The sequence below is a fragment of the Halanaerobium sehlinense genome (assembly GCF_055379485.1).
Window position 1 is genome coordinate 410,259 of record NZ_AP042442.1, and the last position, 23,363, is coordinate 433,621.

15 protein-coding genes, 13 tRNA genes and 3 rRNA genes are annotated in these 23,363 nt (G+C 35.7%); 30 read left to right on the forward strand and 1 reads right to left on the reverse strand.

Annotation, left to right across the window (positions count from 1 at the left end):
- Nucleotides 1-5 precede the first annotated feature (5 nt).
- The 18 genes from ACZ446_RS01935 (at nt 6) to ACZ446_RS02020 (ending at nt 9,599) form a co-directional block, all read left to right on the forward strand.
- Nucleotides 6-1,133 (forward strand): D-alanyl-D-alanine carboxypeptidase family protein, encoded by a 1,128-nt coding sequence (locus tag ACZ446_RS01935; RefSeq protein WP_464393494.1) that lies wholly within the window; start codon nt 6-8, stop codon nt 1,131-1,133.
- An 815-nt stretch (nt 1,134-1,948) separates the two neighbouring features.
- Nucleotides 1,949-3,498: ribosomal RNA gene (locus tag ACZ446_RS01940) — 16S ribosomal RNA — on the forward strand.
- Nucleotides 3,499-3,613: 115 nt separating this feature from the next.
- Nucleotides 3,614-6,593 (forward strand): 23S ribosomal RNA (locus tag ACZ446_RS01945).
- Nucleotides 6,594-6,845: 252 nt separating this feature from the next.
- Nucleotides 6,846-6,962, forward strand: a 5S ribosomal RNA gene (gene rrf, locus ACZ446_RS01950).
- The 16S, 23S and 5S rRNA genes sit together here with 13 tRNA genes alongside, the layout of an rRNA operon.
- A 33-nt stretch (nt 6,963-6,995) precedes the next feature.
- A tRNA-Gln gene (locus ACZ446_RS01955) sits at nt 6,996-7,070 on the forward strand.
- A 28-nt stretch (nt 7,071-7,098) separates the two neighbouring features.
- Nucleotides 7,099-7,174, forward strand: a tRNA-Lys gene (locus tag ACZ446_RS01960).
- A gap of 7 nt (nt 7,175-7,181) precedes the next feature.
- Nucleotides 7,182-7,258 (forward strand) — tRNA-Met (locus ACZ446_RS01965).
- A 59-nt stretch (nt 7,259-7,317) separates the two neighbouring features.
- Nucleotides 7,318-7,394 (forward strand) — tRNA-Gly (locus ACZ446_RS01970).
- An 8-nt stretch (nt 7,395-7,402) separates the two neighbouring features.
- Nucleotides 7,403-7,479, forward strand: a tRNA-Met gene (locus tag ACZ446_RS01975).
- A 13-nt stretch (nt 7,480-7,492) separates the two neighbouring features.
- Nucleotides 7,493-7,585, forward strand: a tRNA-Ser gene (locus ACZ446_RS01980).
- Nucleotides 7,586-7,595: 10 nt separating this feature from the next.
- Nucleotides 7,596-7,671, forward strand: a tRNA-Glu gene (locus tag ACZ446_RS01985).
- Between the two features lie 6 nt (nt 7,672-7,677).
- Nucleotides 7,678-7,753, forward strand: a tRNA-Val gene (locus tag ACZ446_RS01990).
- 73 nt (nt 7,754-7,826) lie between these two features.
- Nucleotides 7,827-7,903 (forward strand) — tRNA-Asp (locus ACZ446_RS01995).
- A 7-nt stretch (nt 7,904-7,910) separates the two neighbouring features.
- Nucleotides 7,911-7,987: transfer RNA gene (locus ACZ446_RS02000), tRNA-Thr, on the forward strand.
- A 16-nt stretch (nt 7,988-8,003) separates the two neighbouring features.
- Nucleotides 8,004-8,079: transfer RNA gene (locus tag ACZ446_RS02005), tRNA-Ala, on the forward strand.
- A 97-nt stretch (nt 8,080-8,176) separates the two neighbouring features.
- A tRNA-Tyr gene (locus ACZ446_RS02010) sits at nt 8,177-8,261 on the forward strand.
- A gap of 8 nt (nt 8,262-8,269) precedes the next feature.
- A tRNA-Gly gene (locus tag ACZ446_RS02015) sits at nt 8,270-8,344 on the forward strand.
- 184 nt (nt 8,345-8,528) lie between these two features.
- The gene (locus tag ACZ446_RS02020; protein WP_464393495.1) at nt 8,529-9,599 is read left to right on the forward strand and encodes a pyridoxal-phosphate-dependent aminotransferase family protein; all 1,071 of its coding nucleotides are present in this window, start codon (nt 8,529-8,531) and stop codon (nt 9,597-9,599) included.
- A gap of 82 nt (nt 9,600-9,681) precedes the next feature.
- Here ACZ446_RS02020 and serA read toward each other — a convergent pair whose 3' ends face one another.
- Nucleotides 9,682-11,286, reverse strand: coding sequence for a phosphoglycerate dehydrogenase (gene serA, locus ACZ446_RS02025; protein ID WP_464393496.1), 1,605 nt, complete (start codon nt 11,284-11,286; stop codon nt 9,682-9,684).
- Nucleotides 11,287-11,483: 197 nt separating this feature from the next.
- On the opposite strand from serA, the gene ACZ446_RS02030 reads away from it, so the two are divergent.
- The 12 genes from ACZ446_RS02030 (at nt 11,484) to ACZ446_RS02085 (ending at nt 23,356) form a co-directional block, all read left to right on the forward strand.
- Nucleotides 11,484-12,767, forward strand: a complete 1,284-nt coding sequence (locus tag ACZ446_RS02030) for a DUF1015 domain-containing protein (RefSeq protein ID WP_464393497.1) — start codon at nt 11,484-11,486, stop codon at nt 12,765-12,767.
- A 55-nt stretch (nt 12,768-12,822) separates the two neighbouring features.
- Nucleotides 12,823-13,836, forward strand: a complete 1,014-nt coding sequence (locus tag ACZ446_RS02035) for a FecCD family ABC transporter permease (RefSeq protein ID WP_464393498.1) — start codon at nt 12,823-12,825, stop codon at nt 13,834-13,836.
- A gap of 5 nt (nt 13,837-13,841) precedes the next feature.
- Entirely contained in the window at nt 13,842-15,119 is a 1,278-nt protein-coding gene (locus ACZ446_RS02040; RefSeq protein ID WP_464393499.1) for an ABC transporter ATP-binding protein, read from the forward strand.
- 2 nt (nt 15,120-15,121) lie between these two features.
- Nucleotides 15,122-15,697, forward strand: a complete 576-nt coding sequence (locus tag ACZ446_RS02045) for a 2'-5' RNA ligase (protein WP_464393500.1) — start codon at nt 15,122-15,124, stop codon at nt 15,695-15,697.
- 52 nt (nt 15,698-15,749) lie between these two features.
- Nucleotides 15,750-16,400, forward strand: a complete 651-nt coding sequence (pgmB, locus tag ACZ446_RS02050) for a beta-phosphoglucomutase (RefSeq protein ID WP_464393501.1) — start codon at nt 15,750-15,752, stop codon at nt 16,398-16,400.
- 139 nt (nt 16,401-16,539) lie between these two features.
- Entirely contained in the window at nt 16,540-17,550 is a 1,011-nt protein-coding gene (locus ACZ446_RS02055; protein ID WP_464393502.1) for a LacI family DNA-binding transcriptional regulator, read from the forward strand.
- 21 nt (nt 17,551-17,571) lie between these two features.
- Nucleotides 17,572-18,681: an ABC transporter ATP-binding protein gene (locus ACZ446_RS02060; RefSeq protein WP_464393503.1), complete on the forward strand. Its 1,110-nt coding sequence runs from the start codon at nt 17,572-17,574 to the stop codon at nt 18,679-18,681.
- Between the two features lie 144 nt (nt 18,682-18,825).
- Nucleotides 18,826-19,170: an FtsB family cell division protein gene (locus ACZ446_RS02065; RefSeq protein ID WP_464393504.1), complete on the forward strand. Its 345-nt coding sequence runs from the start codon at nt 18,826-18,828 to the stop codon at nt 19,168-19,170.
- Nucleotides 19,171-19,193: 23 nt separating this feature from the next.
- Nucleotides 19,194-21,365 (forward strand): Tex family protein, encoded by a 2,172-nt coding sequence (locus ACZ446_RS02070; RefSeq protein WP_464393505.1) that lies wholly within the window; start codon nt 19,194-19,196, stop codon nt 21,363-21,365.
- Nucleotides 21,366-21,452: 87 nt separating this feature from the next.
- A complete protein-coding gene (locus ACZ446_RS02075; RefSeq protein WP_073160526.1) occupies nt 21,453-21,818 on the forward strand; it encodes a S1 RNA-binding domain-containing protein in 366 nt (121 codons plus the stop codon).
- A 106-nt stretch (nt 21,819-21,924) separates the two neighbouring features.
- Complete coding sequence (locus ACZ446_RS02080) at nt 21,925-22,470, forward strand: DUF501 domain-containing protein (protein ID WP_464393506.1); 546 nt, start codon at nt 21,925-21,927, stop codon at nt 22,468-22,470.
- Nucleotides 22,451-23,356, forward strand: a complete 906-nt coding sequence (locus ACZ446_RS02085; protein ID WP_464393507.1) for a Ppx/GppA phosphatase family protein — start codon at nt 22,451-22,453, stop codon at nt 23,354-23,356. Before ACZ446_RS02080 ends, ACZ446_RS02085 begins: the two co-directional genes overlap by 20 nt.
- Nucleotides 23,357-23,363: the final 7 nt, after the last annotated feature.

The following is a 23,363-nucleotide window of genomic DNA, read 5'->3' on the forward strand; positions in this document are numbered from 1 at the left end:
ATTAGATGAAAAAAAGTATTATTGCTATTTCAATTATTGGTATTTTATTTAGTTTAGTTATGACTACTCCTGTCTTAGCTTTTGATGTTGCAACTGATTCCGCTATATTATTAGAAGCTGAAACAGGTCAAGTTTTATTTGAGAAAAACGCTGATCGTAAATTACCACCAGCCAGTATAACTAAAGTAATGCCCCTTTTAATTACTATGGAAAAATTAGAAGAAGGAAGTATTTCTTTAGATGATAAGGTAACTATTAGCAGGTATGCTCAGTCAATGGGAGGCTCACAAATTTATTTGGCGGCTAATACACAGGTTGAGTTGGAAAAGTTAATTAAAGCAGTAACAATTGCTTCTGGCAATGATGCAAGTGTGGCAATTGCAGAATATATTGCTGGTACATATAGTAATTTTATTGCAATGATGAATGATAAAGCTGACGAGCTAGGAATGAACTCAACTAATTTTGCTAATTCAACTGGACTGCCGGATCCCAATCATTATTCAACAGCACGGGATATATCCATAATGGCAAGAGAATTATCTAAGTATCCACAAGTTTTAGAGTGGGCTTCTATCTGGACTGAGACTATTCAACTTCCAAATAGAGAGGCGATGTTAGTAAATACAAATAGTTTAATTAATAAATATCCTAGTATGGATGGTTTAAAAACAGGTCATACCCAGGAAGCTGGTTTTTGTCTTGCTTCTACTGCCAAAAAAGGAGATACACGATTGATTTCGGTAGTTTTACAGGGAGAAACTCTTACTGAAAGAGAAGAAGCAACAACAAGACTTTTAGATTATGGATTTAACGCTTTTTCCAAAAGAAAAATAGCAGCTGCAGGTGACCAGATTCAAAATATTCCTATTGCTGAATCAGCAAATAAAGTTGCTGTAGGTGAGGTAGCCCGTGATTTATATGTTATGGTTCAAAAGGGACAAGAAAAGGAAATCTCACAAGAGGTTGAAGTTAGAGATTCTTTAACAGCTCCAATTGAAAAGGGAGGAGTCCTTGGAAAATTAACTGTATATAATGGTGAAAAAGTAATTTCCACTGTAAATGTAGTAGCAGCTGAAGAAATAGAACGTGCTAATATAATTACTCGGATGTGGAGAAAAATTTTTAATTAATAAATTCCATTAAATAAAATAGAATGATTATAAATAGATATGCATTTAGTAATTGCAAATAATATTATTAAATCTAGAATATATAACACTCCATTGTTTTTAAATTGATTGATGGAGTGTTTTTTTTATTTTTTTATTTTAAATTCTTGACAATGTTTAATTTTAATGTTAATATATTAAACGTTGCAGTGAAAATAATTTCGTTTGTAATTCTTATCAAAAAAATCTTGTTTAACCTTGACAAAAACAAAATTTGATGTTAAGATAATGTATGTCGCTGAAAAGTTATATAAAACAATTTTTTGGCGGACAAAATTATTTTAAAAAGTTCTTGACAAAGCAAAAAGAGCTTGATAAGATAATAAGCGTCGCACAAATAATCTCCGATAAAATTTAAGCTCATAACTGATCTTAAATCGGAGTTTAAAAAGAACTTGGATTTAAAGCTTAAATATTTTTCTTCTTTATATATAAGAGAAAATACAAGCTTAAAATCAAAGAAAAATCTTTTTTAAAAGTTTTTCTAAAAAGTTCTTGACAAAGTGAGGCACAGTTGATAAGATATTAAATGTCGCTGATAAAAAACGCGACAGAAAATATAGAAGAAAACATTATCTCTAAATAAGAATAAATATAATATCGGCGCCGCCCTCAATGGGCAAGTCCGAAAATATCAATTTGTTCTAAAAAAGAGATTTTGTGAACCTTGAAAATTAAACAGCAAGCCAACGTTAATATACTTTGAGTGTTAAAACTTAAAAGTAATTATTAGTTTAAAGCTTATATTAAATAATATGAGCCAAATTCAAATTCTTTATACGGAGAGTTTGATCCTGGCTCAGGACGAACGCTGGCGGCGTGCTTAACACATGCAAGTCGAACGGTCTACCTCGACAGAAACCTTCGGGTTGAAGACGAGATCTAGATAGTGGCGGACGGGTGAGTAACACGTGAATAATCTGTCCTCAAGTCTGGGATAACCTGGCGAAAGTCGGGCTAATCCGAGGTAAGCTGAGAGTGTGGCATCACACAATCAGAAAAGGTGCTTTGGCATCGTTTGAGGAGGAGTTCGCGGTAGATTAGCTAGCTGGTGAGGTAACGGCTCACCAGGGCAACAATCTATAGCTGGTCTGAGAGGACGATCAGTCACACTGGAACTGAGACACGGTCCAGACTCCTACGGGAGGCAGCAGTGGGGAATCTTCCACAATGGGCGAAAGCCTGATGGAGCAACGCCGCGTGAGTGAAGAAGGTCTTAGGATTGTAAAGCTCTGTCCTTAGGGAAGAACCGTGGATGTAGTTAATGACATCCACCTGACGGTACCTTTGGAGGAAGCACTGGCTAACTACGTGCCAGCAGCCGCGGTAATACGTAGAGTGCAAGCGTTGTCCGGAATTATTGGGCGTAAAGGGTACGCAGGCGGATAATCAAGTCAAGCGTGAAAGGTGTCGGCTTAACCGACAGACTGCGTTTGAAACTGATTATCTTGAGTGTAACAGAGGAGAGTGGAATTCCTAGTGTAGTGGTGAAATACGTAGATATTAGGAAGAACACCAGTGGCGAAGGCGACTCTCTGGGTTAACACTGACGCTGAGGTACGAAAGCTGGGGGAGCGAACGGGATTAGATACCCCGGTAGTCCCAGCCGTAAACGATGGATACTAGGTGTTGGAGGTTCGAATCCTTCAGTGCCGGAGTTAACGCATTAAGTATCCCGCCTGGGGATTACGATCGCAAGATTGAAACTCAAAGGAATTGACGGGGGCCCGCACAAGCGGTGGAGCATGTGGTTTAATTCGAAGCAACGCGAAGAACCTTACCGAGAATTGACATCCCGTGACCATCTATGAGAGTAGAGTATAGCACTTTGTGCTACACGGAGACAGGTGGTGCATGGCTGTCGTCAGCTCGTGTCGTGAGATGTTGGGTTAAGTCCCGCAACGAGCGCAACCCCTGTTCTTAGTTGCCAGCGAGTAATGTCGGGGACTCTAAGAAGACTGCCGGTGAAAGTCGGAGGAAGGTGGGGATGACGTCAAGTCCTCATGCCCTTTATATCTCGGGCTACACACGTGCTACAATGGCTGATACAGAGGGGAGCAAAGCTGCGAAGTGGAGCAAATCCTTTAAAATCAGTCCCAGTTCGGATTGCAGGCTGCAACTCGCCTGTATGAAGTTGGAATCGCTAGTAATCGCAGGTCAGCATACTGCGGTGAATACGTTCCCGGGCCTTGTACACACCGCCCGTCACACCAATCGAGTTGGATGCACCAGAAGTCATCTGCGGATGCCAAAGGTGTGTCCGGTAAGAGGGGTGAAGTCGTAACAAGGTAGCCGTACCGGAAGGTGCGGCTGGATCACCTCCTTTCTAAGGAGAGAACGTGAGCTTGCTGTTTAATTTTGAAGGTTCTATCAAAGAACTTTCATTTAATAAGTAATAACAATAAAACTGTACATTGAAAAATGCATATAGGAAATAAATTGATTAAGCTAGAAAGAGCTTATGGTGGATGCCTTGGCATTCAGAGTTGAAGAAGGACGCGACCGGCTGCGAAAAGCCGTGGGGAGCTGCTAAATAAGCGTAGATCCGCGGGTATCCGAATGGGGCAACCCACCAGTGTGGAGCACTGGTATTATGTGGTGAAAGAAGTAGCCATGTAAGAACAAGCAGGAGAACTGAAACATCTTAGTACCCTGAGGAAAAGAAATCAAAACGAGATTCCCTTAGTAGCGGCGAGCGAAAGGGGAAGAGTCCAAACACATTAAGTGTAAGTCTGTAGACGTTGCTTAATGTGGGTGTGGGATAGACTTTACTAAAGGCTACAGCCTTTAGCTGACTTAAATTTTTTACCCAGTCAAATGAGCTGGAAAGCTCAACCGTAGGAGGTAATAGTCCTGTAGACGAAAGGTAGAAGAAGTCAGAGATTTATCCAGAGTATCACGGGCCACGAGAAACCCTGTGAGAATAAGGGAGGACCACCTTCCAAGACTAAATACTCCTGAATGACCGATAGTGAACAAGTACCGTGAGGGAAAGGTGAAAAGAACCCCGGGAGGGGAGTGAAATAGAAACTGAAACCATAAGCTTACAATAAGTAGGAGGGCTATTAGAAAGCCTGACTGCGTACTTTTTGTATCACGGACCGGCGAGTTACTAATCGTAGCGAAAGGTTAAGTCATAGAGATGAAGCCAGAGCGAAAGCGAGTCTGATAAGGGCGGAAGTTATGATTAGTAGACCCGAAACCGAGTGATCTATCCATGACCAGGGTGAAGCGAGTGTAAGAGCTTGTGGAGGCCCGAACCCACTTATGTTGAAAAATGAGGGGATGAGTTGTGGATAGGGGTGAAAGGCCAATCGAACTCGGAGATAGCTGGTTCTCCTCGAAATAGCTTTAGGGCTAGCCTCGATGTAAAAGTTAAATGGTTGTAGAGCACTGATTGGACAAGGGGCCCAACAAGGTTACCAAATCCATTCAAACTCCGAATGCCGTTTAGTGTTCATCGGGAGTCAGACTATGTGGGATAAGCTTCATAGTCGAAAGGGAAAGAGCCCAGACCACCAGATAAGGTCCCAAAGTATATGCTAAGTGGAAAAGGAAGTGAGATCGCACAGACAACCAGGATGTTGGCTTAGAAGCAGCCACTCATTTAAAGAGTGCGTAATAGCTCACTGGTTAAGCGGTTTTGCGCCGAAAATGTAACGGGGCTAAAGCATATCACCGAAGCTGTGGATTTATGGTTATATTTATATGATTGTAAGTGGTAGAGGAGCATTGTGTACGGAGAGAAGCTGTACCGTAAGGAGCAGTGGACTGTACAGAAGAGAGAATGCCGGTATGAGTAACGAAAAAAGGAGTGAGAATCTCCTTCGCCGAAAGTCTAAGGATTCCTGAGGAAGGCTCGTCCTCTCAGGGTTAGTCGGGACCTAAGCTGAGGCCGAAAGGCGTAGGTGATGGAAAATCTGTAAAGATTCAGATACCACTGTAAATTGATTGAGTGAAGTGGGGACGCGGCAAAGAGAGTGGAGCGTGTGACTGGAAGAGCACGTATAAGCTAAGGAGTTAGGGTAAGGAGGCAAATCCCTTTACCCGCTAATAACTTTTAGTGATGTGGAGCCAAAAGAGGTGAAGCCACTTAATGAGTCGCCAAGAAAAACCACTAACGAGATTTATAGTGCCCGTACCGCAAACCGACACAGGTAGACGGGAAGAGAATTCTAAGGCGCGCGAGAGAACCCTTGTTAAGGAACTCGGCAAAATGACCCCGTAACTTCGGGAGAAGGGGTACCCATTAGTGTTAGCTAGTGGGTCGCAGTGAAAAGATCCAAGCGACTGTTTATCAAAAACACAGGTCTCTGCTAAGTCGTAAGACGAAGTATAGGGGCTGACGCCTGCCCGGTGCTGGAAGGTCAAGGAGAAGGCTTAGTGCATTAGCACGAAGGTCTGAACCTAAGCCCCAGTAAACGGCGGCCGTAACTATAACGGTCCTAAGGTAGCGAAATTCCTTGTCGGGTAAGTTCCGACCTGCACGAATGGCGTAACGACTTGGATGCTGTCTCAACAAGGGACTCGGTGAAATTAAATTGCCTGTGAAGATGCAGGCTACCTGCGACAGGACGGAAAGACCCCGTGGAGCTTTACTGCAGCCTGATATTGGGTTTTGATGTAGAATGTACAGGATAGGTGGGAGACTTTGAAACTGGCATGCCAATGTCAGTGGAGTCGCTGGTGGGATACCACCCTTTCTACAGCGGAATTCTAACTGGAGGCCATAAACTGGTCACAGGACATTGTCAGGCGGGCAGTTTGACTGGGGCGGTCGCCTCCCAAACAGTAACGGAGGCGCTCAAAGGTTCCCTCAGTGCGGATGGAAATCGCACGAAGAGTGTAAAGGCAGAAGGGAGCTTAACTGCAAGACAGACAAGTCGAGCAGGTACGAAAGTAGGACTTAGTGATCCGGCGGTATAGTGTGGAATTGCCGTCGCTCAACGGATAAAAGTTACCCCGGGGATAACAGGCTTATCTCCCCCAAGAGTTCACATCGACGGGGAGGTTTGGCACCTCGATGTCGGCTCATCGCATCCTGGAGCTGAAGCAGGTTCCAAGGGTTTGGCTGTTCGCCAATTAAAGCGGTACGCGAGCTGGGTTCAGAACGTCGTGAGACAGTTCGGTCCCTATCCGTCGCAGGCGAAAGATACTTGAGAAGAGCTGTCCCCAGTACGAGAGGACCGGGATGGACACACCGATGGTGAATCAGTTGTTCCACCAGGAGCATAGCTGAGTAGCTAAGTGTGGAAAAGATAAGCGCTGAAAGCATCTAAGCGTGAAACAGACTTCAAGATTAGGTATCTCACTTTGTTAAGAAGGTAAGATCCCTTAAAGATGATAAGGTAGATAGGCCAGAGGTGTAAGTGTAGTAATACATTAAGCTAACTGGTACTAATAGATCGAGGGCTTAATCATTATTTCCTATATGTATCTTTGATTGTATAGTTATCTAAATTTTAATCACCGATTAATTATTAACGCTTTTAATTACTTTTTTTCAGTAAAAGAAAGAACTCGCTGTGCTCAAACAGCTTTCTTTTTAAACCTTCAAAAAAGCAATGAAAAGCTAAATTAATCAAGGTTCTGAAATTTAGACAACATAAATCTGTGAACTGTTTTCTTAAAGATCAAATGAATAGAGCAGATTAAATGAAAATTTTATAGATTTCCGGTGGTAATAGCGGAGGGGCAACACTTGTTCCCATCTCGAACACAAAAGTTAAGTCCTCCAGCGCCTATGGTACTGCATTGGTAACGATGTGGGAGAGTAGGTCGCTGCCGGTCCTTTTTTCCAAGCTTTGATGATTTTTATAATACTGGGGTGTAGCCAAGCGGTAAGGCACTGGGTTTTGGTCTCAGGACGCGTAGGTTCGAATCCTACCGCCCCAGCCATTTAATTATAAATTATCATCATTATTTTGGGCCATTAGCTCAGTTGGCAGAGCACCTGACTTTTAATCAGGTTGTCGGAGGTTCGAATCCTCCATGGCTCACCATTTATAGCGCGGGGTAGAGCAGTCTGGTAGCTCGTCAGGCTCATAACCTGGAGGTCATCGGTTCGAATCCGGTCCCCGCAACCATTTTAAATATAAAACTTTAATAATAGATTTTACATCAGGCAAAATTACATGGTGATGATGCGGGAGTAGCTCAGTTGGCTAGAGCATCAGCCTTCCAAGCTGAGGGTCGCGAGTTCGAGTCTCGTTTCCCGCTCCATATAACATGGGTCTATAGCTCAGTTGGCTAGAGCATGTGGTTCATACCCACAGTGTCAGAGGTTCAAGTCCTCTTAGACCCACCATTTGTATATTCATGGAGAGGTACCCAAGTGGCTGAAGGGGCGGGTTTGCTAAACCTGTAGCAGGGTATTTACCCTGGCGAGGGTTCGAATCCCTCTCTCTCCGCCATTTAATTTATGCCCTCATCGTCTAGGGGTCTAGGACACCAGGTTTTCATCCTGGCGGCAGGGGTTCGAATCCCCTTGAGGGTACCATTTTGCGGGCGAATAGCTCAGTTGGGAGAGCACCTGCCTTACAAGCAGGGGGTCACAGGTTCGAGCCCTGTTTCGCCCACCATTTAAAAAATGAAGTATATTGTTAGACTGGAAGAGATTCCTTTCTCGACATCTTACTTCCTACATCCAAATACGGAGGTGTAGCGTAGCGGTTTAACGCGCCGGCCTGTCAAGCCGGAGATCGCGGGTTCAAATCCCGTCTCCTCCGCCATTTTTTTGCCGATGTAGCTCAGTTGGTAGCAGCGCTTCCATGGTAAGGAAGAGGTCACCGGTTCAACTCCGGTCATCGGCTCCATTACTTATCCAGCCATGGGGATATAGCTCAGCTGGGAGAGCGCTACACTGGCAGTGTAGAGGCCAGGGGTTCGAATCCCCTTATCTCCACCAAAATTTATTTTGTTGGAGAAAAATAAAATATTTTAAGTTATAGAATTGGATATTTTAAATGATTCTAGTTCCTATTTCTTAATTCCTACATTTATCTGGAGGGGTGCCCGAGTGGTTAAAGGGAGCAGACTGTAAATCTGCCGGCGATGCCTACAAAGGTTCAAATCCTTTCCCCTCCACCATTTAATATGCGGGAATAGCTCAGTGGTAGAGCATCACGTTGCCAACGTGAGGGTCGCGAGTTCAAATCTCGTTTCCCGCTCCATTTATTAATATTAGATTATGCACCTGTCGGTGCTTTTTTTATTTTAATATATGTTTCAATTTTCTGACAAATATTTTTAACTTTAATAAATTCTTTTTTACTGCTATAATAATAGTAATTATATATAGTACCGAGAATTGAGCAATTCAGTTAAATCTGAAAATATAATTAAGAGGTGTTAAATATGCATGAAAAATTATTTACTCCAGGTCCAACGGAGGTAAGAACAGAATTGTTACAGCAGTTATCAACCGCTCAAATTCATCATAGAACTGAAGATTTTTCTATTATTTATGATGATATTCAAAGAAATTTACGAAAGCTTCTTTATACTGATAATCCAGTTTTATTATTCTCTTCTTCATCAACAGGGGCGATGGAAGCTGCGGTAGCAAATGGTGTAAAAAAAAGGTGTTTAAATTTTGTTAATGGAGCATTTTCAGATCGCTGGCATCAGATAACAAAAAAGAATGGGATTCCTTGTGATAAGGTTAATTTAGCCTGGGATCAACCTGTTAAGCCAGATTTGGTTAGAGAAAAATTAAAAAATGGTGATTATGATGCAATAACAGTCGTTTTAAATGAAACTTCTACAGGTTTGATGAATCCTATTAAAGAAATAGGAGCAGTTGTAAAAGAGTTTGATGATGTTTTATTTTTAGTTGATGCAGTTTCTGGAATGGCTGGAACAGAAATTAGAGTAGATGACTGGGGCATAGATATGTGTTTAGCAGGTGTACAAAAAGCATTTGGATTGCCTGCAGGTTTAACTGTTGCTTCAGTAAGTGAACCGTTATTAAAAAGGGCTGAGGAAGTTGAAAGCTGCAGCTATTATTTTAATTTACCTCTTTTATACAAATATCATCAACGTTCTCAGACAAGAACTACTCCTGCAATTCCACAAATTTTTGCTTTACAAAAGCAGTTGGATGATATTGTTAACAATGAGGGTATTGAAAATAGATTTGCTAGACATCAAAAGATGGCTGAATATGTTCAAAATTGGGCTTTAGAGTATTTTGATATTTATCCAGAAGAAGGTTATTGGTCGAATACTGTTACCTGTATTGAGAATAATAGGGGAATTGATGTTAATAAGCTGATTGATGACTTGGCAAAAAAATATAATATTAGAATCGCGAATGGTTATGGAGACTTAAAAAATAAAGCTTTTAGAATTGGTCATATGGGAGATTTAACGATGGTTGATATTAGGGGATTGTTGTCTTTGATAGAAGATATTTTATCTTTATAAATTTTAATTAAATATATTTTTAAGCTAGTTTATATTATTATAGAAATAGCAGCCATTTTAAAATGGCTGCTATTTCTGTTTTTTAAATTTCTAAATAACTTAAATCTTTAACTTTTGTATCTAATTCATCTAGATGATTTTTTATCTTCCTCATAATTTCCTTAGATGGCTTAGAATCAATCTGCATCATCATAATTGCATTTCCACCAATTTCTTTGCGTCCAACCTGCATATTTGCAATATTAATATCTGCTTCTCCAAGAGTGGAACCAATTTTACCGATTACTCCTGGTTTATCTTGGTAACTTACAATAATAAACTCACCTGAAAGATCAAGGTCGATTCTTAAACCATTGATTTCAATTAATCTAAATCCGATAGGTAAATAAGTACCGGCAAGACTGTACTCATTAAATTCAGTTTTTAGGTTTATTTTGATTATATTTTTCAATTCACCTTCATTTTGAATTTGACTTTCTTTAATTGAAATTCCTCTTTCTTTTGCAACATGCATAGCATTAACAAGATTTATTCTATTATCCAAATTTGGCTCTAAAATTGATTTTACCAAACTTAAAGTCATGGGTTTTTGATTATATTGAGTAACTTCTCCACCATATTCTACCTCGACAGCTTCAATTCTCTCATGACCCTTCCATTTAGCCACAAAATTGCCTAATTTTGTTATTAAATTAATATATGGTTTAGCCTGATTAAAATCTTGCGGATCCATTGCGGGAATATTTAAAGGTGATTCTGGTAAATTATTTTTTAAAACGGAAACAACTTCTTCTGCTGCAGTAATTGAAACATTATCCATGGCTTCTGTTGTAGTTCCACCTAAATGGCATGTCATAATAACATTATCCTCAAACTTAAGCAGAGGGTTATTACTTGCTTTTACTGGTTCTTCTTCATGAACATCAATTGCAGCTCCAGCTATTTTATTTTTTTCTAAAGCTTCTGCTAGAGCTTTAGTATCTACGTTTTGGCCTCTAGCACAGTTAATTACACGAGCTCCCGGTTTCATAATTGCAAATTCTTTATGACTTAAAATATGATATGTTTCATCAGTCAAAGGAGTATGTAATGTAACGTAATCTGATTTTTCTAATACTTCTTTAAAAGGAAGCAGAGGTACATTGATTTTTTCTGCTTTTTGTGGTGATAGGTATGGATCATTAGCAATTACTTTCATGCCAAAACTTTGAGCTCGTTTGGCAACTCGACTTCCTATTCTACCAAGACCAATTATACCCAATGTTTTTCCTTTTATTTCAACTCCCATATATTTTTTTCTATCCCAGATATCATTGTGTAAGGCCTGGTTTGCTTGAGAGATATTACGAGAAAGAGAAAGCATCATTCCAAGTGTATGCTCAACAGCAGAGATTGTGTTACCTGTTGGAGTGTTAAAAACAAATACACCATTTTTAGTTGCCTCATCTAGATCAATATTATCATATCCAGTTCCTGCTCTACCTATAACTTTAAGATTTTTAGCTTTGTTTAAGGCTTCTTTATCTAATATTGTCATACTTCGAACTATTATTCCATCATAATCAGCAATTATTTCTAAAAATTCTTCCCGACTTAAATCTGGATTAAAATCAACTTTCATGCCTGCATTTTCTAAAACATCAATACCCTTTTGAGCAATATTGTCACTAACTAGTACTTTGTACACTTATTACCACTCCTTCGCTCTTCTTGCTACTAATTTTTATTAATTATATCTAAAAGAACTTGATAAAGCAAGGATTTAATTCTTTAAAGTGATAAAATATTTGAAATATCCTAAAATTTACTTAAAAGGTGTCAAAAAATTTCAGACTTGCCGTAGAGCTAATTAAAATATATAATGGATAATGAGGAGTGATAAGTATGGCGAAGGTATTTCCATTTAGAGCCTATAGGTACAATCAAGAAAAAATAAAAGAATTAGAGCAGGTAGTAACACAACCCTATGACAAAATTGATAGTAAACAGCAGGATAATTATTATAATCGGAGTCTTTACAACATTGTTCGCTTAATTTTAGCTAAGGAAAATAATCGTTATCAAACAGCAGCTAAAAACCTTGAAGAGTGGATAAAAGATGAAATACTAATTCGTGATCAAGAGCCAGGGATTTATATTTATAATCAGGAATATGAAGTTGATGGAGAAAAAATTATTCGTAAAGGATTTGTTGCTCTAGGCGAATTAGATGCTGGGGAAGGTGTTAAGGAACATGAAACGACTATGGAAGGTCCAAAAGCTGATCGTTTAAACTTAATTAGAGCAACGGAAGCCAATTTTGGTCACATTTTTATGCTTTATTCAGATCCAAAAAATGATATCAATAATTTATTAAGCGAAAATATGAAGTCAGAACCATTAATTACTGTAAAAGATGAAGATCAAAACATACATAAAATTTGGAAATTAATAAATTCTGGGTTAATTAATGAAATAAAAGAAAAAATGATTAGCAAAAATTTATATATTGCTGATGGACATCATCGTTATCAGACAGCTTTAAATTACCAGAAAGAATGCCTGGAAAAAGGTTGGAAAGCTGATGGAGTTGAGAGTTTTAATCATCGTTTAATGACTTTTATTAATATGGACGATCCTGGTCTAAGAGTATTGCCAACTCATAGATTGGTATATGGAATAAAAGATTTTAAAATAGATTTATTTTTGGAAAAAGCAGCTGAAGATTTTGAGATCAATGAATTTAAGTCAAAAGAAGAAATGTATAATTATTTAGATAAAAATAAAGATAATAAAGTCTTTGGTTTTAAAGCAAAAATGGATAAAAACTATTATGCTTTTAAATTTGAAAATGAAGAAGCCTTAACAGAAATTGAAGGGGAATATTCTGAAATATATAAGAAATTAGATGTTAGTATTTTGCACAATATTTTATTAGATAAATATCTTGGGATTGATAAAAAAGCATTAGCTGCTAAGTCTAACCTTGATTATATTAGATATCGAGATAAGGCTCTTGCTAAACTAGGTGAAGATAACTATCAGGCAGCATTTATTTTAAATCCGACATCAGTTGATGAAGTTAAAAAAATAGCTGATCAAGGTGAAAAAATGCCGCAAAAATCAACAGATTTTTATCCGAAACTATTAACTGGTTTAGTAATTAATAAGCTTTTAATAAAAAAATAAATTTTTGAATTAAATTTATCTAAAATTAATTTAGTAAGTTTTGAGGATGGGGTTTATGACTGAGTACACAAAAAATATATTAGTATATCTGGCTGCAGTTATTGTATTAATTTTACTTGGTTTAACTGCCCTTTTTATAGGGTCAAGCTATATAAATCCAGTAGATGTAATATCATATATTTTTAATAATAATCAAGTGTCTGCTTCGACAGCAATTATTATTTCTGAAATTAGACTTCCAAGAATAATTTTAGCTTTCATTGTGGGATCTGGGTTAGCTGTAGCGGGGGCTGTATTTCAAGCAATCATCAGAAATCCAATGGTAGATCCTTACATTATTGGTATATCTGCAGGAGCAGGTACTGGAGTTATGCTGGCTCTTTTTTTAGGGATTGAGATTTCTATTTTAAACCTTAATTCAATTCCTGCTTTTGCTTTTGTCGGAGCTGTTTTAACAGTTTTTATTGTTTATCAATTAGCTAAAGTTGGGAAAAAACTTCCGGTTTTAACTTTTCTTTTAGCAGGTGTTGCTATGAGTTTTATTTTGAATTCGCTTATGTCCTTTTTAATGGTTCTGAGAACTGAAAATTTACAGCAATTAGTTTACTGGTTAATGGGAAGTTTAGCCGGTTCTTCCTGGTCAGATATACAAATGATCTTGCCATATTTTTTAACTGCTTTGGCTTTTATAATTTTTTATTTAAAAGATTTAAACATTTTACTGTTGGGGGAAGAAAGTGCAGCCCATCTCGGTCTAAATGTAGAAAGAACAAAAATTATTTTATTGGGATCTGCTTCTTTAATTACAGCATCTGTTGTTTCGGTTAGCGGAAGTATTGGGTTTATTGGTTTAGTTGTCCCCCATATTACAAGATTGATTATTGGGCCAGACCACAGAAAGTTGATACCTTTAACAGCTTTATTTGGGGGTGGTTTTTTATTGATTGCTGATACAGCTGCTAGAACTGTAATGGCTCCTATGGAATTACCAGTAGGAATAATAACTGCTTTAGCTGGTGGCCCTTACTTTATTTATCTATTACGCAATAAATCTAAAAATATTTGGTGAAAATTATGTTAAAAACAGATAAGATTAAATTCAGCTATAATAAAATAAATATTCTAAAAGGCATTGATTTAAACATCCCAAAGGGATCTTTTGTTGGGATTATTGGTCCAAATGCTTCCGGTAAATCTACCCTATTAAAGAATATTAGTAAAACTTTAACTGCGGATCGAGGCAAGGTTTATCTGGATAAAAAGGTTTTGAATGACTATAAGCCTATAGAATTAGCTAAAAAGATGGCTGTTGTTCCTCAAAATACAGAAGTTAATTTTAATTTTAATGTATATGATATTATAATGATGGGTAGGCATCCTTACCAAAGCAGATGGTCATCTTTGAAGCAAAAAGATAAAGAAATGGTAAGAAGAATAATGAAACTTACTGATACTTCTAAATTGAAAAATAAATTGATCAATGAATTATCTGGAGGAGAGAGGCAGAGGGTCATAATTGCTAGAGCTTTAGCTCAGGACCCTGATGTGTTATTATTAGATGAACCAACATCTAACTTAGATATAAATTATCAAGGGGAAATTTACGATTTATTGAAACATTTAAACCAGAAATTCAATTTAACTATTATCACAGTTTCACATGACTTAAATCTTACTGCTCAGTATTGTGAAGAATTACTGCTTCTGAAAAATGGCAAAATATTTGCAGCTGGAACTGCAGAAAACGTTTTGACTGAAAAAAACATCAAACAGGTATACAATACAGAAGTATTAATTAAAATAAATCCTATCTCTGGCAAACCATTTGTGACTTTAATACCTGAAAAAAAAGATAAATACGAAAATGAAAAAAATAAGGATTTCAAAATTCATGTAATTGCAGGTGGGGGAACTGCTCAAAACTTTTTGTATAAACTTGATAATGCAGGGTATCCATTAAGTACAGGAGTTTTAAATATCGGAGATGCTGACTGGCAGGCAGCAAAAGAGCTTGGTATTGAAATAGTTGAAGCACCTCCATTTATTGATGTGACTGAAAAGGAGATTAATAAAAATAGGGAGTTAATCAAAAAAGCAAACCTGGTTATTTTGAGTGATTTACCTTTTGGACATGGTAACTTACCAAATTTAGAAATTCTGCTTGAATTTCCCGAAAAGAAAAAAATTCTTTTTTCTAATCTGAATATAAAAAAAAGGGATTATATTAAAGGAGAAGCGGAAGCAATCTGGAATAAAATAATAATAGAAGATGAAAATGTTATTTTGCTAAAAGAAAAAGACGATTTAATAAAAAAAATTAATGGGTTGGAAAACATGGAGATGGAGAGGTAATTATGATAAAGGCTGCAGACCTAGAAAACGAATATTTTTTAGTATTAATTCCTGGAAAAGAGCTTGTTGAAACTGCTTCACAAGTCCAAAAAATTGTTTCTGAACACTATAATCTTTATCCAGATCAAATATATCCGCAGCTGCATATTACAATTGACAGAATAGATAAAATAAAGGCTAAAAAAGCTGAAGAAATTCTAATTAAAAAAATTAATGATTTTGGTAAAATCGAAATTGAAGTAGACAGATTTAGTTGTATTAAATTTTCTGATCAACATCAGCTGGTCTTAGAAGTTAATGAGACAGAATCATTAAAGAAATTTTCTGAAGCTATTCATCAAAGTTTAATTGCTGAGGGGATTTCAACTATTGAAAATTATGAAGAGTGGATGTTTCATATTACAATTATTAGTAATATCTTTGCTGAAAACCCAATTCCAATGGATGAGTTAACAGAAATTTGTTTGTTTATGGAAGGAATGTCCAGACCACTATCAGCAGCAGCTGAAAAGTTAGAAATTTGGCGACCTACCTTGGATCCAGTAGAGAAAGTAATTGCAAGTTTTGATATAAATTAAAAAACTTTAATATTTTATATGAATTTATAATATAATAATAGGAGTGATGATTATGGCAAATGAAATTAAAGCTTTTATCTTTGATCTTGATGGAGTAATAACAGATACAGCAGAATATCATTATAAAAGCTGGCAGAAGCTGGCTGATGAAGAAAATTTAGTTTTTAATCGTGAGATAAATGAAAAATTGCGTGGAGTTTCTAGAATGGATTCACTTGATATAATTTTAGACGGCAAAAAACTGCCAGAAGATATTAAAAAAGAGTGGACAGATAGAAAAAATGCTTATTATCAAAAGTATCTAGAAGAAATTACGAAAGAGAATATTCTTGATGATATGGAAGCTAAATTAAATAGACTAAAAAATGATGGTTTTAAGATTGCAGTCGGCTCATCGAGCAGGAACGCACGGAAGGTTTTAAAGCAGCTGCAGATTTATGATATGTTTGATGCAATTTCAGATGGTAATAGTGTTGAGAATGCTAAGCCAGCACCAGATCTTTTTTTGCACACAGCAAAAAACCTTGGCCTTAAGCCGGAGGAATGTGTTGTTTTAGAAGATGCAGAATCTGGTGTAGAAGCAGCCTTAGCTGCAAATATGAAGGCAGTAGGAGTTGGACCTGAGTCAAGAGTTGGTAAAGCTCATTTAGTTTATGGGAATGTTGGATCAATCGATTTTGATGAAATTTTAAAAAAATTATAAAAAACTTCAAAAAAAAGAAGGAATTTTAGAGTCTGTGAAGAATATAGAATTAAGAGTTATTTTACAGACTCTTTTTTCTTTATAAGTTTCGCAAGCGCTTGCGTAAATTATAGTAAGTGTTTAAATTGGAGGTAAAAAGATGCAGATCACCCTCAAAGATATTGCTAGAATGGCTGATGTTGCTGAATCAACAGTTTCTAGAGCTCTAAATAACAAGCCTGGAGTTGGTGAGGATACTAAATTAAAGATTTTGAAAATTGCCAAAGAGCACAATTATCGTCCAAATCAACTAGCAAGAGGTTTAGCAGCAAATAAAACAAATATGATAGCTGTAATTCTTTCAGAGATGGACAGCCCTGGAAATATTGAGATAGTCAAGAGTTTGGAAAAAGCTGCAGAAAAAGATAGTTATCAAATAATACTTTGTAATACAAATAATAAGCCAGAAAAAGAAAAATCTTATTTAACACTCTTAGAATCAAATCAAGTTGATGGAGCTATTTTTATTGGGGGGAAACTTGTAGGAGGTCATCTTTTACGAGCTAGTTTTAGTCCAGATAATAATATAGTATTAGTTAACCGTCTGGCAGAGGAAAATTTTTTTACTTCTGTTTTAACTGATTATAGTCAGGGGATTTATAAAGCTGTAGATCATCTTCTTGAGCAGGGTTTTGAAAATATAGCTCTTATTTGTGGAGAAGATGATAATCTAATTGAAGAAGAAAAAATGTCTGGCTACAAATTAGCTTTAACTGATCATAACTATCAAATTAATGAAGATCTAATTTTTTCAACTAAAGCTGATAGAAAATCAGGTTATAATGTCTTTTTAGAAATAATTGAAGGAGATATTATTCCAGATGCATTTATTTCAACACGTGAGTTAACGACTATTGGTCTGGTAGAAGCAATTAAACTAGGGGGATATTTTATTCCGGATGATTTTGCAGTAGTTGGTTATGGGGATAACATTTTGACATCAGTTATTGATCCACCGCTGACTGTATTAAGTGAGCCGGTTGATGCTTTAGCTAATTATTCTTTTGATTTTTTATTAAAACTTATTAATGAAGAAATGAAAGATCAACAAATTAAGGTTCTAACTCCCGAATTAGTTATCAGGGAGTCATCAATATCAAAATATAATTAAAATTATGAGGAGGATTTTCTAATGGCAAGTGTGACTTTAGAACATATTTATAAGCGGTTTGGTGATTTTACAGCTGTTAAGGATCAGAGTTTGGAAATTAAGGATAAGGAATTTGTTGTTTTAGTAGGACCTTCTGGTTGTGGTAAGTCAACAACTTTAAGAATGATTGCTGGTCTGGAAGAAATTACTGAGGGGACTTTAAAAATTGGAGATCAGGTGGTTAATGATGTAGCACCTAAAGATAGAGACATTGCAATGGTTTTCCAGAATTATGCACTTTATCCACATATGAATGTTTATGATAATATGGCGTTTGGGCTTAAATTACGTAAATTTCCAAAAGATGAAATTGAAAGAAGAGTTCAAAATGCTGCTGAAATTTTAAGTATTGAACAATTGTTAGATCGCAAACCTAAGCAGCTATCTGGTGGTCAGAGACAGCGTGTTGCTTTAGGACGTGCAATTGTACGTGAACCTAAAGTATTCTTAATGGATGAGCCACTATCTAACCTTGATGCTAAATTGAGAGTTCAGATGAGAACAGAATTATCAAAATTACATGATGAACTTCAGACAACAATGATTTATGTAACTCATGATCAAACAGAAGCTATGACAATGGGAGATAGAATTGTCGTACTTAAAGATGGTGTAGTTCAGCAGGTTGATGATCCATTATCGTTATATAATAAACCTAATAATATGTTTGTTGCTGGTTTTATTGGTTCACCAGCTATGAACTTTATGGATGCTAAAATTGAAAAAGATGGAGATACCTACTTCATTGAAGGAGATGGTGCTTTTAAGATTAGGGTACCTGAAGATAAGGAAAAGTTAATTAAAGATTATATAGGTAAGGATGTAGTTTTTGGGGTTAGACCGGAAGATATAGTTGATACTGATATAACACATGACTTTGAAGTTAAAGATGATAACTCCTTTAAAGCAGATGTAGAAGTTGTTGAACCAATGGGATCAGAAATTTATCTCTATTTAGCTGAAGAAGGACATTCATTAATTGCGAGAGTAGAGGCTGAAAGCAAGGCTGAAGTTGGAGATACTATCTCCCTTGGTATTGACCTAAGAAAAATTCATATTTTTGATGCTGAAACAGAAGAATGTGTATTTTAAAACTAGAAAATCAAATTAAGATTATAGATATTGCAGCAGCTGGATTTCAAAATCCAGCTGCTTTTTTGATTAATTTTAAAAATTCAAGTATAATTATTAATATAAAGTTTAAATGCGATAATAGTTTGTTTAGGAGGAATATAAATGCCTCGTCAAAAAAAAGATTTTTTGTTGAATCCATTTCTTTTAGCCATAATAGCCATCATAGCTTTAATTGCTGCGTTTAATTTTTATCAAAATATGACTAGAATAACTCAAATTGAAAATAAAATAGAAAAAATAGAAGCTGAAATTGCTAAAACAGCAGCTGAAAATGAACAACTGCAAAAACAAATTCAAAATAGCGATAATAAAGAGTATATAGAAGAAGTTGCTCGAGAAAAATTGGGTTTGGTAAAACCGGGAGAAAAATTATTGATACCCGTTGAATCGGAAGATGAAGCAGAAAACGATAAGCAGGGTAAAAAAAGTGAGGATAATAAAAAATAATATTTCAATAAAGGAGATTTTAAATGTCAAAATACATAAAAACAGATTTATATGAACTTGCAGCTTCAGAATTAAAATTAAAAAAAGAAAACGTTAAAACAACAGTTGTTCTTTTAGATGAAGGAAATACTGTTCCTTTTATTGCACGTTATCGAAAAGAAATGACCGGCAGTCTTGATGAAGAAGAAATAAGAAATATAGAAGAAAAAATAGATTATTTGCGCAGATTAAATGAAAGAAAGAATGAAGTTGCTGAGGCAGCAGAAAAGCAAGATAAATTAAATGATAAATTATTAATTAAATTGAAAAAGGCTGATACTTTACAAGAGGTTGAAGATTTATATCGTCCTTATAAAGTTAAAAAGCAGACAAAGGCTGCTAAAGCAATTGAAAAAGGCTTACAGCCCCTGGCAGAATTAATATTTTCACAGGAGATAAATGAAGCTGAAATCAAAAAAAATGCTGAAAAATATCTGGATTCAGAAAAAGAACTGAACTCTGTGACAGATGTTTTAAGCGGAGCAGAGGATATAATTGCTGGAGAAATATCAGATGATGCTGATTTAAGAAAGCAGTTGAGAAATTTTGTCTTTAAAACTGCTAAAATATCCTCCGAACAAAAAAATGAAGATGAAGAAGGAAAATATCAAGATTATTATGAGTTTAAAGAATCAATTAATAAAATTCCGCCTCACCGTGTTTTAGCTTTAAACAGAGGTGAAAATGAAGATGTTTTGCGGGTTAAAGCTGAAGTTGATGATGAACGTGCTATTGAAATGATTTATAACATCTATAAATTTGATAACAGAAAAAATGGCAGCTTTAAATATCTAATAAATTCTGTAGATTATGCATATAAAAGGCTGATCTTTCCATCTCTAGAAAGAGAAGTTAGAAATCACTTAACTGAAAAAGCAGAAGAAAAAGCAGTCAGTAATTTTTCAACAAATCTTCACTCTTTATTAATGCAGCCACCTTTAGAAGGCAAAAGAGTTCTTGCAGTTGATCCAGCTTTTAGAACTGGCTGTAAATTAGCAGTTTTAGCTGAAGATGGAGGTTTATTAGAAACAGGGGCTATTTATCCCCATCCTCCTGTTAATCAAATCGAAACAGCTGCTGAAAAAATAGCTAATTTAGTGAAGAAATATAATGTTGATTTAATAGTAATTGGTAATGGAACTGCAAGTAGAGAAACTGAGACATTTATTGCTGAACTAATTAAAGGAGGAATGGATGTAGAATATACGATTGTTAGTGAAGCTGGTGCCTCGGTTTATTCTGCTTCTAAATTGGCCCGGAAAGAGTTTCCTGATTTAGATGTTTCAATCAGGGGCGCTATTTCAATTGGCAGAAGAATCCAGGATCCACTTGCTGAATTGGTTAAAATTGATCCCAAATCACTTGGGGTAGGAATGTATCAGCACGATATTTCACAAAAAAAATTGGAAAAAGCTTTAAATGAGGTAGTTGTTGATGCAGTTAATCATGTTGGAGTTGAGATAAATACTGCTTCTGCCGCTCTTTTAACTTATGTTGCAGGAATAAGCGCTAACAATGCTGAGAAAATTATCGAGCACCGCAGTCAAAATGGAGCCTTTAAAAAGCGAAAAGAGTTACTAGATGTTTATGGATTTGGCCCCAAAACGTTTGAGCAGGCAGCTGGATTTATTCGTTTGGATTCAGCAGAAGACCCGTTTGCAGTTACTCCTATTCATCCAGAATCTTATGAGTCAGCAGAAAAAATATTAAATAAAATAGATTATAAAGCTGAGGCAATTCGAGATAAAGATACAGTTGAAATTATTAGAGGGAAATTAGAACAAATTGACTTAATAGAAATAGCGAATCAGTTAGATATTGGTTTACCTACAGCTAAAGATATTGCTGCAGCTTTAAAACAACCAGGCCGCGATCCCCGAGATTCAATGCCTGCTCCTATCTTTCGTAAAGATATTCTAAAAATCGAAGATATTGAATCAGGTATGATTTTTAAAGGAAAAGTTAGAAATGTGGTGGATTTTGGAGCATTTGTAGATATTGGTTTAAAGCAGGATGGATTATTACATATTTCGGAAATGAGTCAGATGTATGTTAATGATCCTTTTGAAATTGTTGAAATAGGTCAAAATATAGAGGTTAAGGTCCTAGATGTTGATCAAAAACGGGGTAGAATTTCTTTAACTTTAAAATTTTAGAAAATTTTAGCCGATAAATTTGACAGTTCTGTCGTAATTAAGTTATAATGAGTACAATATTAATATCTAGGGAGGAATTTTTTAAGCATGTCCATTGAAGTTGGAACTATAGTTGTAGGAGAAGTTACAGGGATAACAAATTTTGGTGCTTTTGTTGAATTGGAAACCGGAGACACTGGCCTCGTTCATATTTCTGAAGTTGCTAACACTTATGTAAAAGATATTAGTAATTTTCTTAAAGAAGGTGATGAAGTTAAGGTTAAAGTCATTAATGTAGATGATGACGGGAAAATTGGCCTTTCCATCAAGCAATTAGAGGATCCAGGTGACAGAATTGATCACGCTCCAGAAATGTCTTTTGAAGAAAAGATGGATCGTTTCTTAAAACAGAGCAGTGAACGTCAGCAAGATCTAAAAAGTAGAGAGGCAAAAAACGGCGGTAGTTCTAAATAAATATTTGCCATTATTTTATTAACTTTTTAAACATCCTTTAATTCGTTTAAGGGGTGTTTTCTCTTTTTATAGAAAGCAAATAATAAAAAATATAGGAGAAATAATAATGAATGAGCATAAAATTATAGAGCTGCAGCTAGATAGAAAAATTAATAACTTTTTAAAAACAGCAAAATATTGCCCTTTTGGTTATCCAGCGGTAATTGTTGTTAACCCATTTGCTAATAATGTTCCGGCACCAACAATCTATTGGTTGAGCTGCCCTTATTTAAATTATGAAGTTGATCGTTTGGAAGCTGAAAGTGATTTGATTTCTGAACTCAAAAATAAATTGCAGTCTGAAAAGAAGTTTAAAAATAAAATGACTGAGGCCCATCAAGAATATGCTGACAAAAGAAAAAAGCTATTATCTGCTGAACAATTAAATAAAGCCAGGGATATTTCTGAAGATTTATATAGGACACTCATTGACTCTGGTGTTGGTGGAATTAAAGAAAAAGAAGGAATAAAATGTCTGCACACTCATTTAGCTGATTTTTTAGCTGATAAAATTAATCCAGTTGGTGAAGTTGTATTTAGCAAAGTTAATTGGCCTAATAACTGTCAGATATGTAAAGAGAGGGTTGATCAATTTGAGAGCAGCAGCAATTGATATTGGAACAAATTCCTGTCGTCTGCTAATAGCTGAGAATAAGTCAAATAAATCTTTTGATATTTTAAATAGAAAACTCGAGATAACTAGGCTCGGCGAGGGTGTAGATCAAAATAGACTTTTAAAAGAAAAAGCTGTTAGTCGGGTTTTTAAAACTTTAAAAAAATACAGAAAAATAATTGATAAACTAAAAGTAGATAAAGTTAGGGTTATTGGGACTAGCGCTTTAAGAGACGTTAAAAATTCTTATTTATTAACTGATAAAATAAGCAAATTAGATTTAGAACTAGAAATAATTAGTGGTGAAAAAGAAGCAGAATTAAATTATTTAGGAGCAGCATCTAATTTAGATGAAAACTTTTTGTTAATTGATATTGGTGGTGGCAGTACAGAATTTATTTGGCCAACTACTTCTGATATAAATTTTAAAAGTTTAGATATTGGATGTGTACGCATGACTGAAAAATTTATTTCTAATCCAAAAGACAAAATTAGTTTGCTCACCCTTAAAAACATCCAAAATTATGTAGAGGATCTTTTAAAAAAAGAATTGATTTTAAACAAAAAATTTAAAGTTAAGGGTGTTGGAGGCACAATAACAACTGCAGCTGCAGTTAAACTTGCTTTAGAAAAATATGACAGCAATAAGATAGAAAACTTAAAACTTAGATATTCTGAACTTGAAAATATTATAACTAAATTAGCTGATCTAGAATTACAAGCAAGAGAAAAAATTAAAGGGCTGCAGCCTAAAAGAGCTGACATTATTGTTGCTGGTCTTGTAATTTTAAAAACTATACTGGATTACATAAATAGTAAGGAACTGTATGTAAGTGACCATGATTTACTTTATGGTTTATTAAAAGAAGAGCTTCTGCTTAGATAAATCTAGC

Coding starts and splice junctions, on each gene's coding strand:
- ACZ446_RS01935 (WP_464393494.1), top strand. CDS start 6: ATGAAAAAAAGTATTATTGCTATTTCAATTATTGGTATTTTATTTAGT.
- ACZ446_RS02020 (WP_464393495.1), top strand. CDS start 8,529: ATGCATGAAAAATTATTTACTCCAGGTCCAACGGAGGTAAGAACAGAA.
- ACZ446_RS02030 (WP_464393497.1), top strand. CDS start 11,484: ATGGCGAAGGTATTTCCATTTAGAGCCTATAGGTACAATCAAGAAAAA.
- ACZ446_RS02035 (WP_464393498.1), top strand. CDS start 12,823: ATGACTGAGTACACAAAAAATATATTAGTATATCTGGCTGCAGTTATT.
- ACZ446_RS02040 (WP_464393499.1), top strand. CDS start 13,842: ATGTTAAAAACAGATAAGATTAAATTCAGCTATAATAAAATAAATATT.
- ACZ446_RS02045 (WP_464393500.1), top strand. CDS start 15,122: ATGATAAAGGCTGCAGACCTAGAAAACGAATATTTTTTAGTATTAATT.
- pgmB (WP_464393501.1), top strand. CDS start 15,750: ATGGCAAATGAAATTAAAGCTTTTATCTTTGATCTTGATGGAGTAATA.
- ACZ446_RS02055 (WP_464393502.1), top strand. CDS start 16,540: ATGCAGATCACCCTCAAAGATATTGCTAGAATGGCTGATGTTGCTGAA.
- ACZ446_RS02060 (WP_464393503.1), top strand. CDS start 17,572: ATGGCAAGTGTGACTTTAGAACATATTTATAAGCGGTTTGGTGATTTT.
- ACZ446_RS02065 (WP_464393504.1), top strand. CDS start 18,826: ATGCCTCGTCAAAAAAAAGATTTTTTGTTGAATCCATTTCTTTTAGCC.
- ACZ446_RS02070 (WP_464393505.1), top strand. CDS start 19,194: ATGTCAAAATACATAAAAACAGATTTATATGAACTTGCAGCTTCAGAA.
- ACZ446_RS02075 (WP_073160526.1), top strand. CDS start 21,453: ATGTCCATTGAAGTTGGAACTATAGTTGTAGGAGAAGTTACAGGGATA.
- ACZ446_RS02080 (WP_464393506.1), top strand. CDS start 21,925: ATGAATGAGCATAAAATTATAGAGCTGCAGCTAGATAGAAAAATTAAT.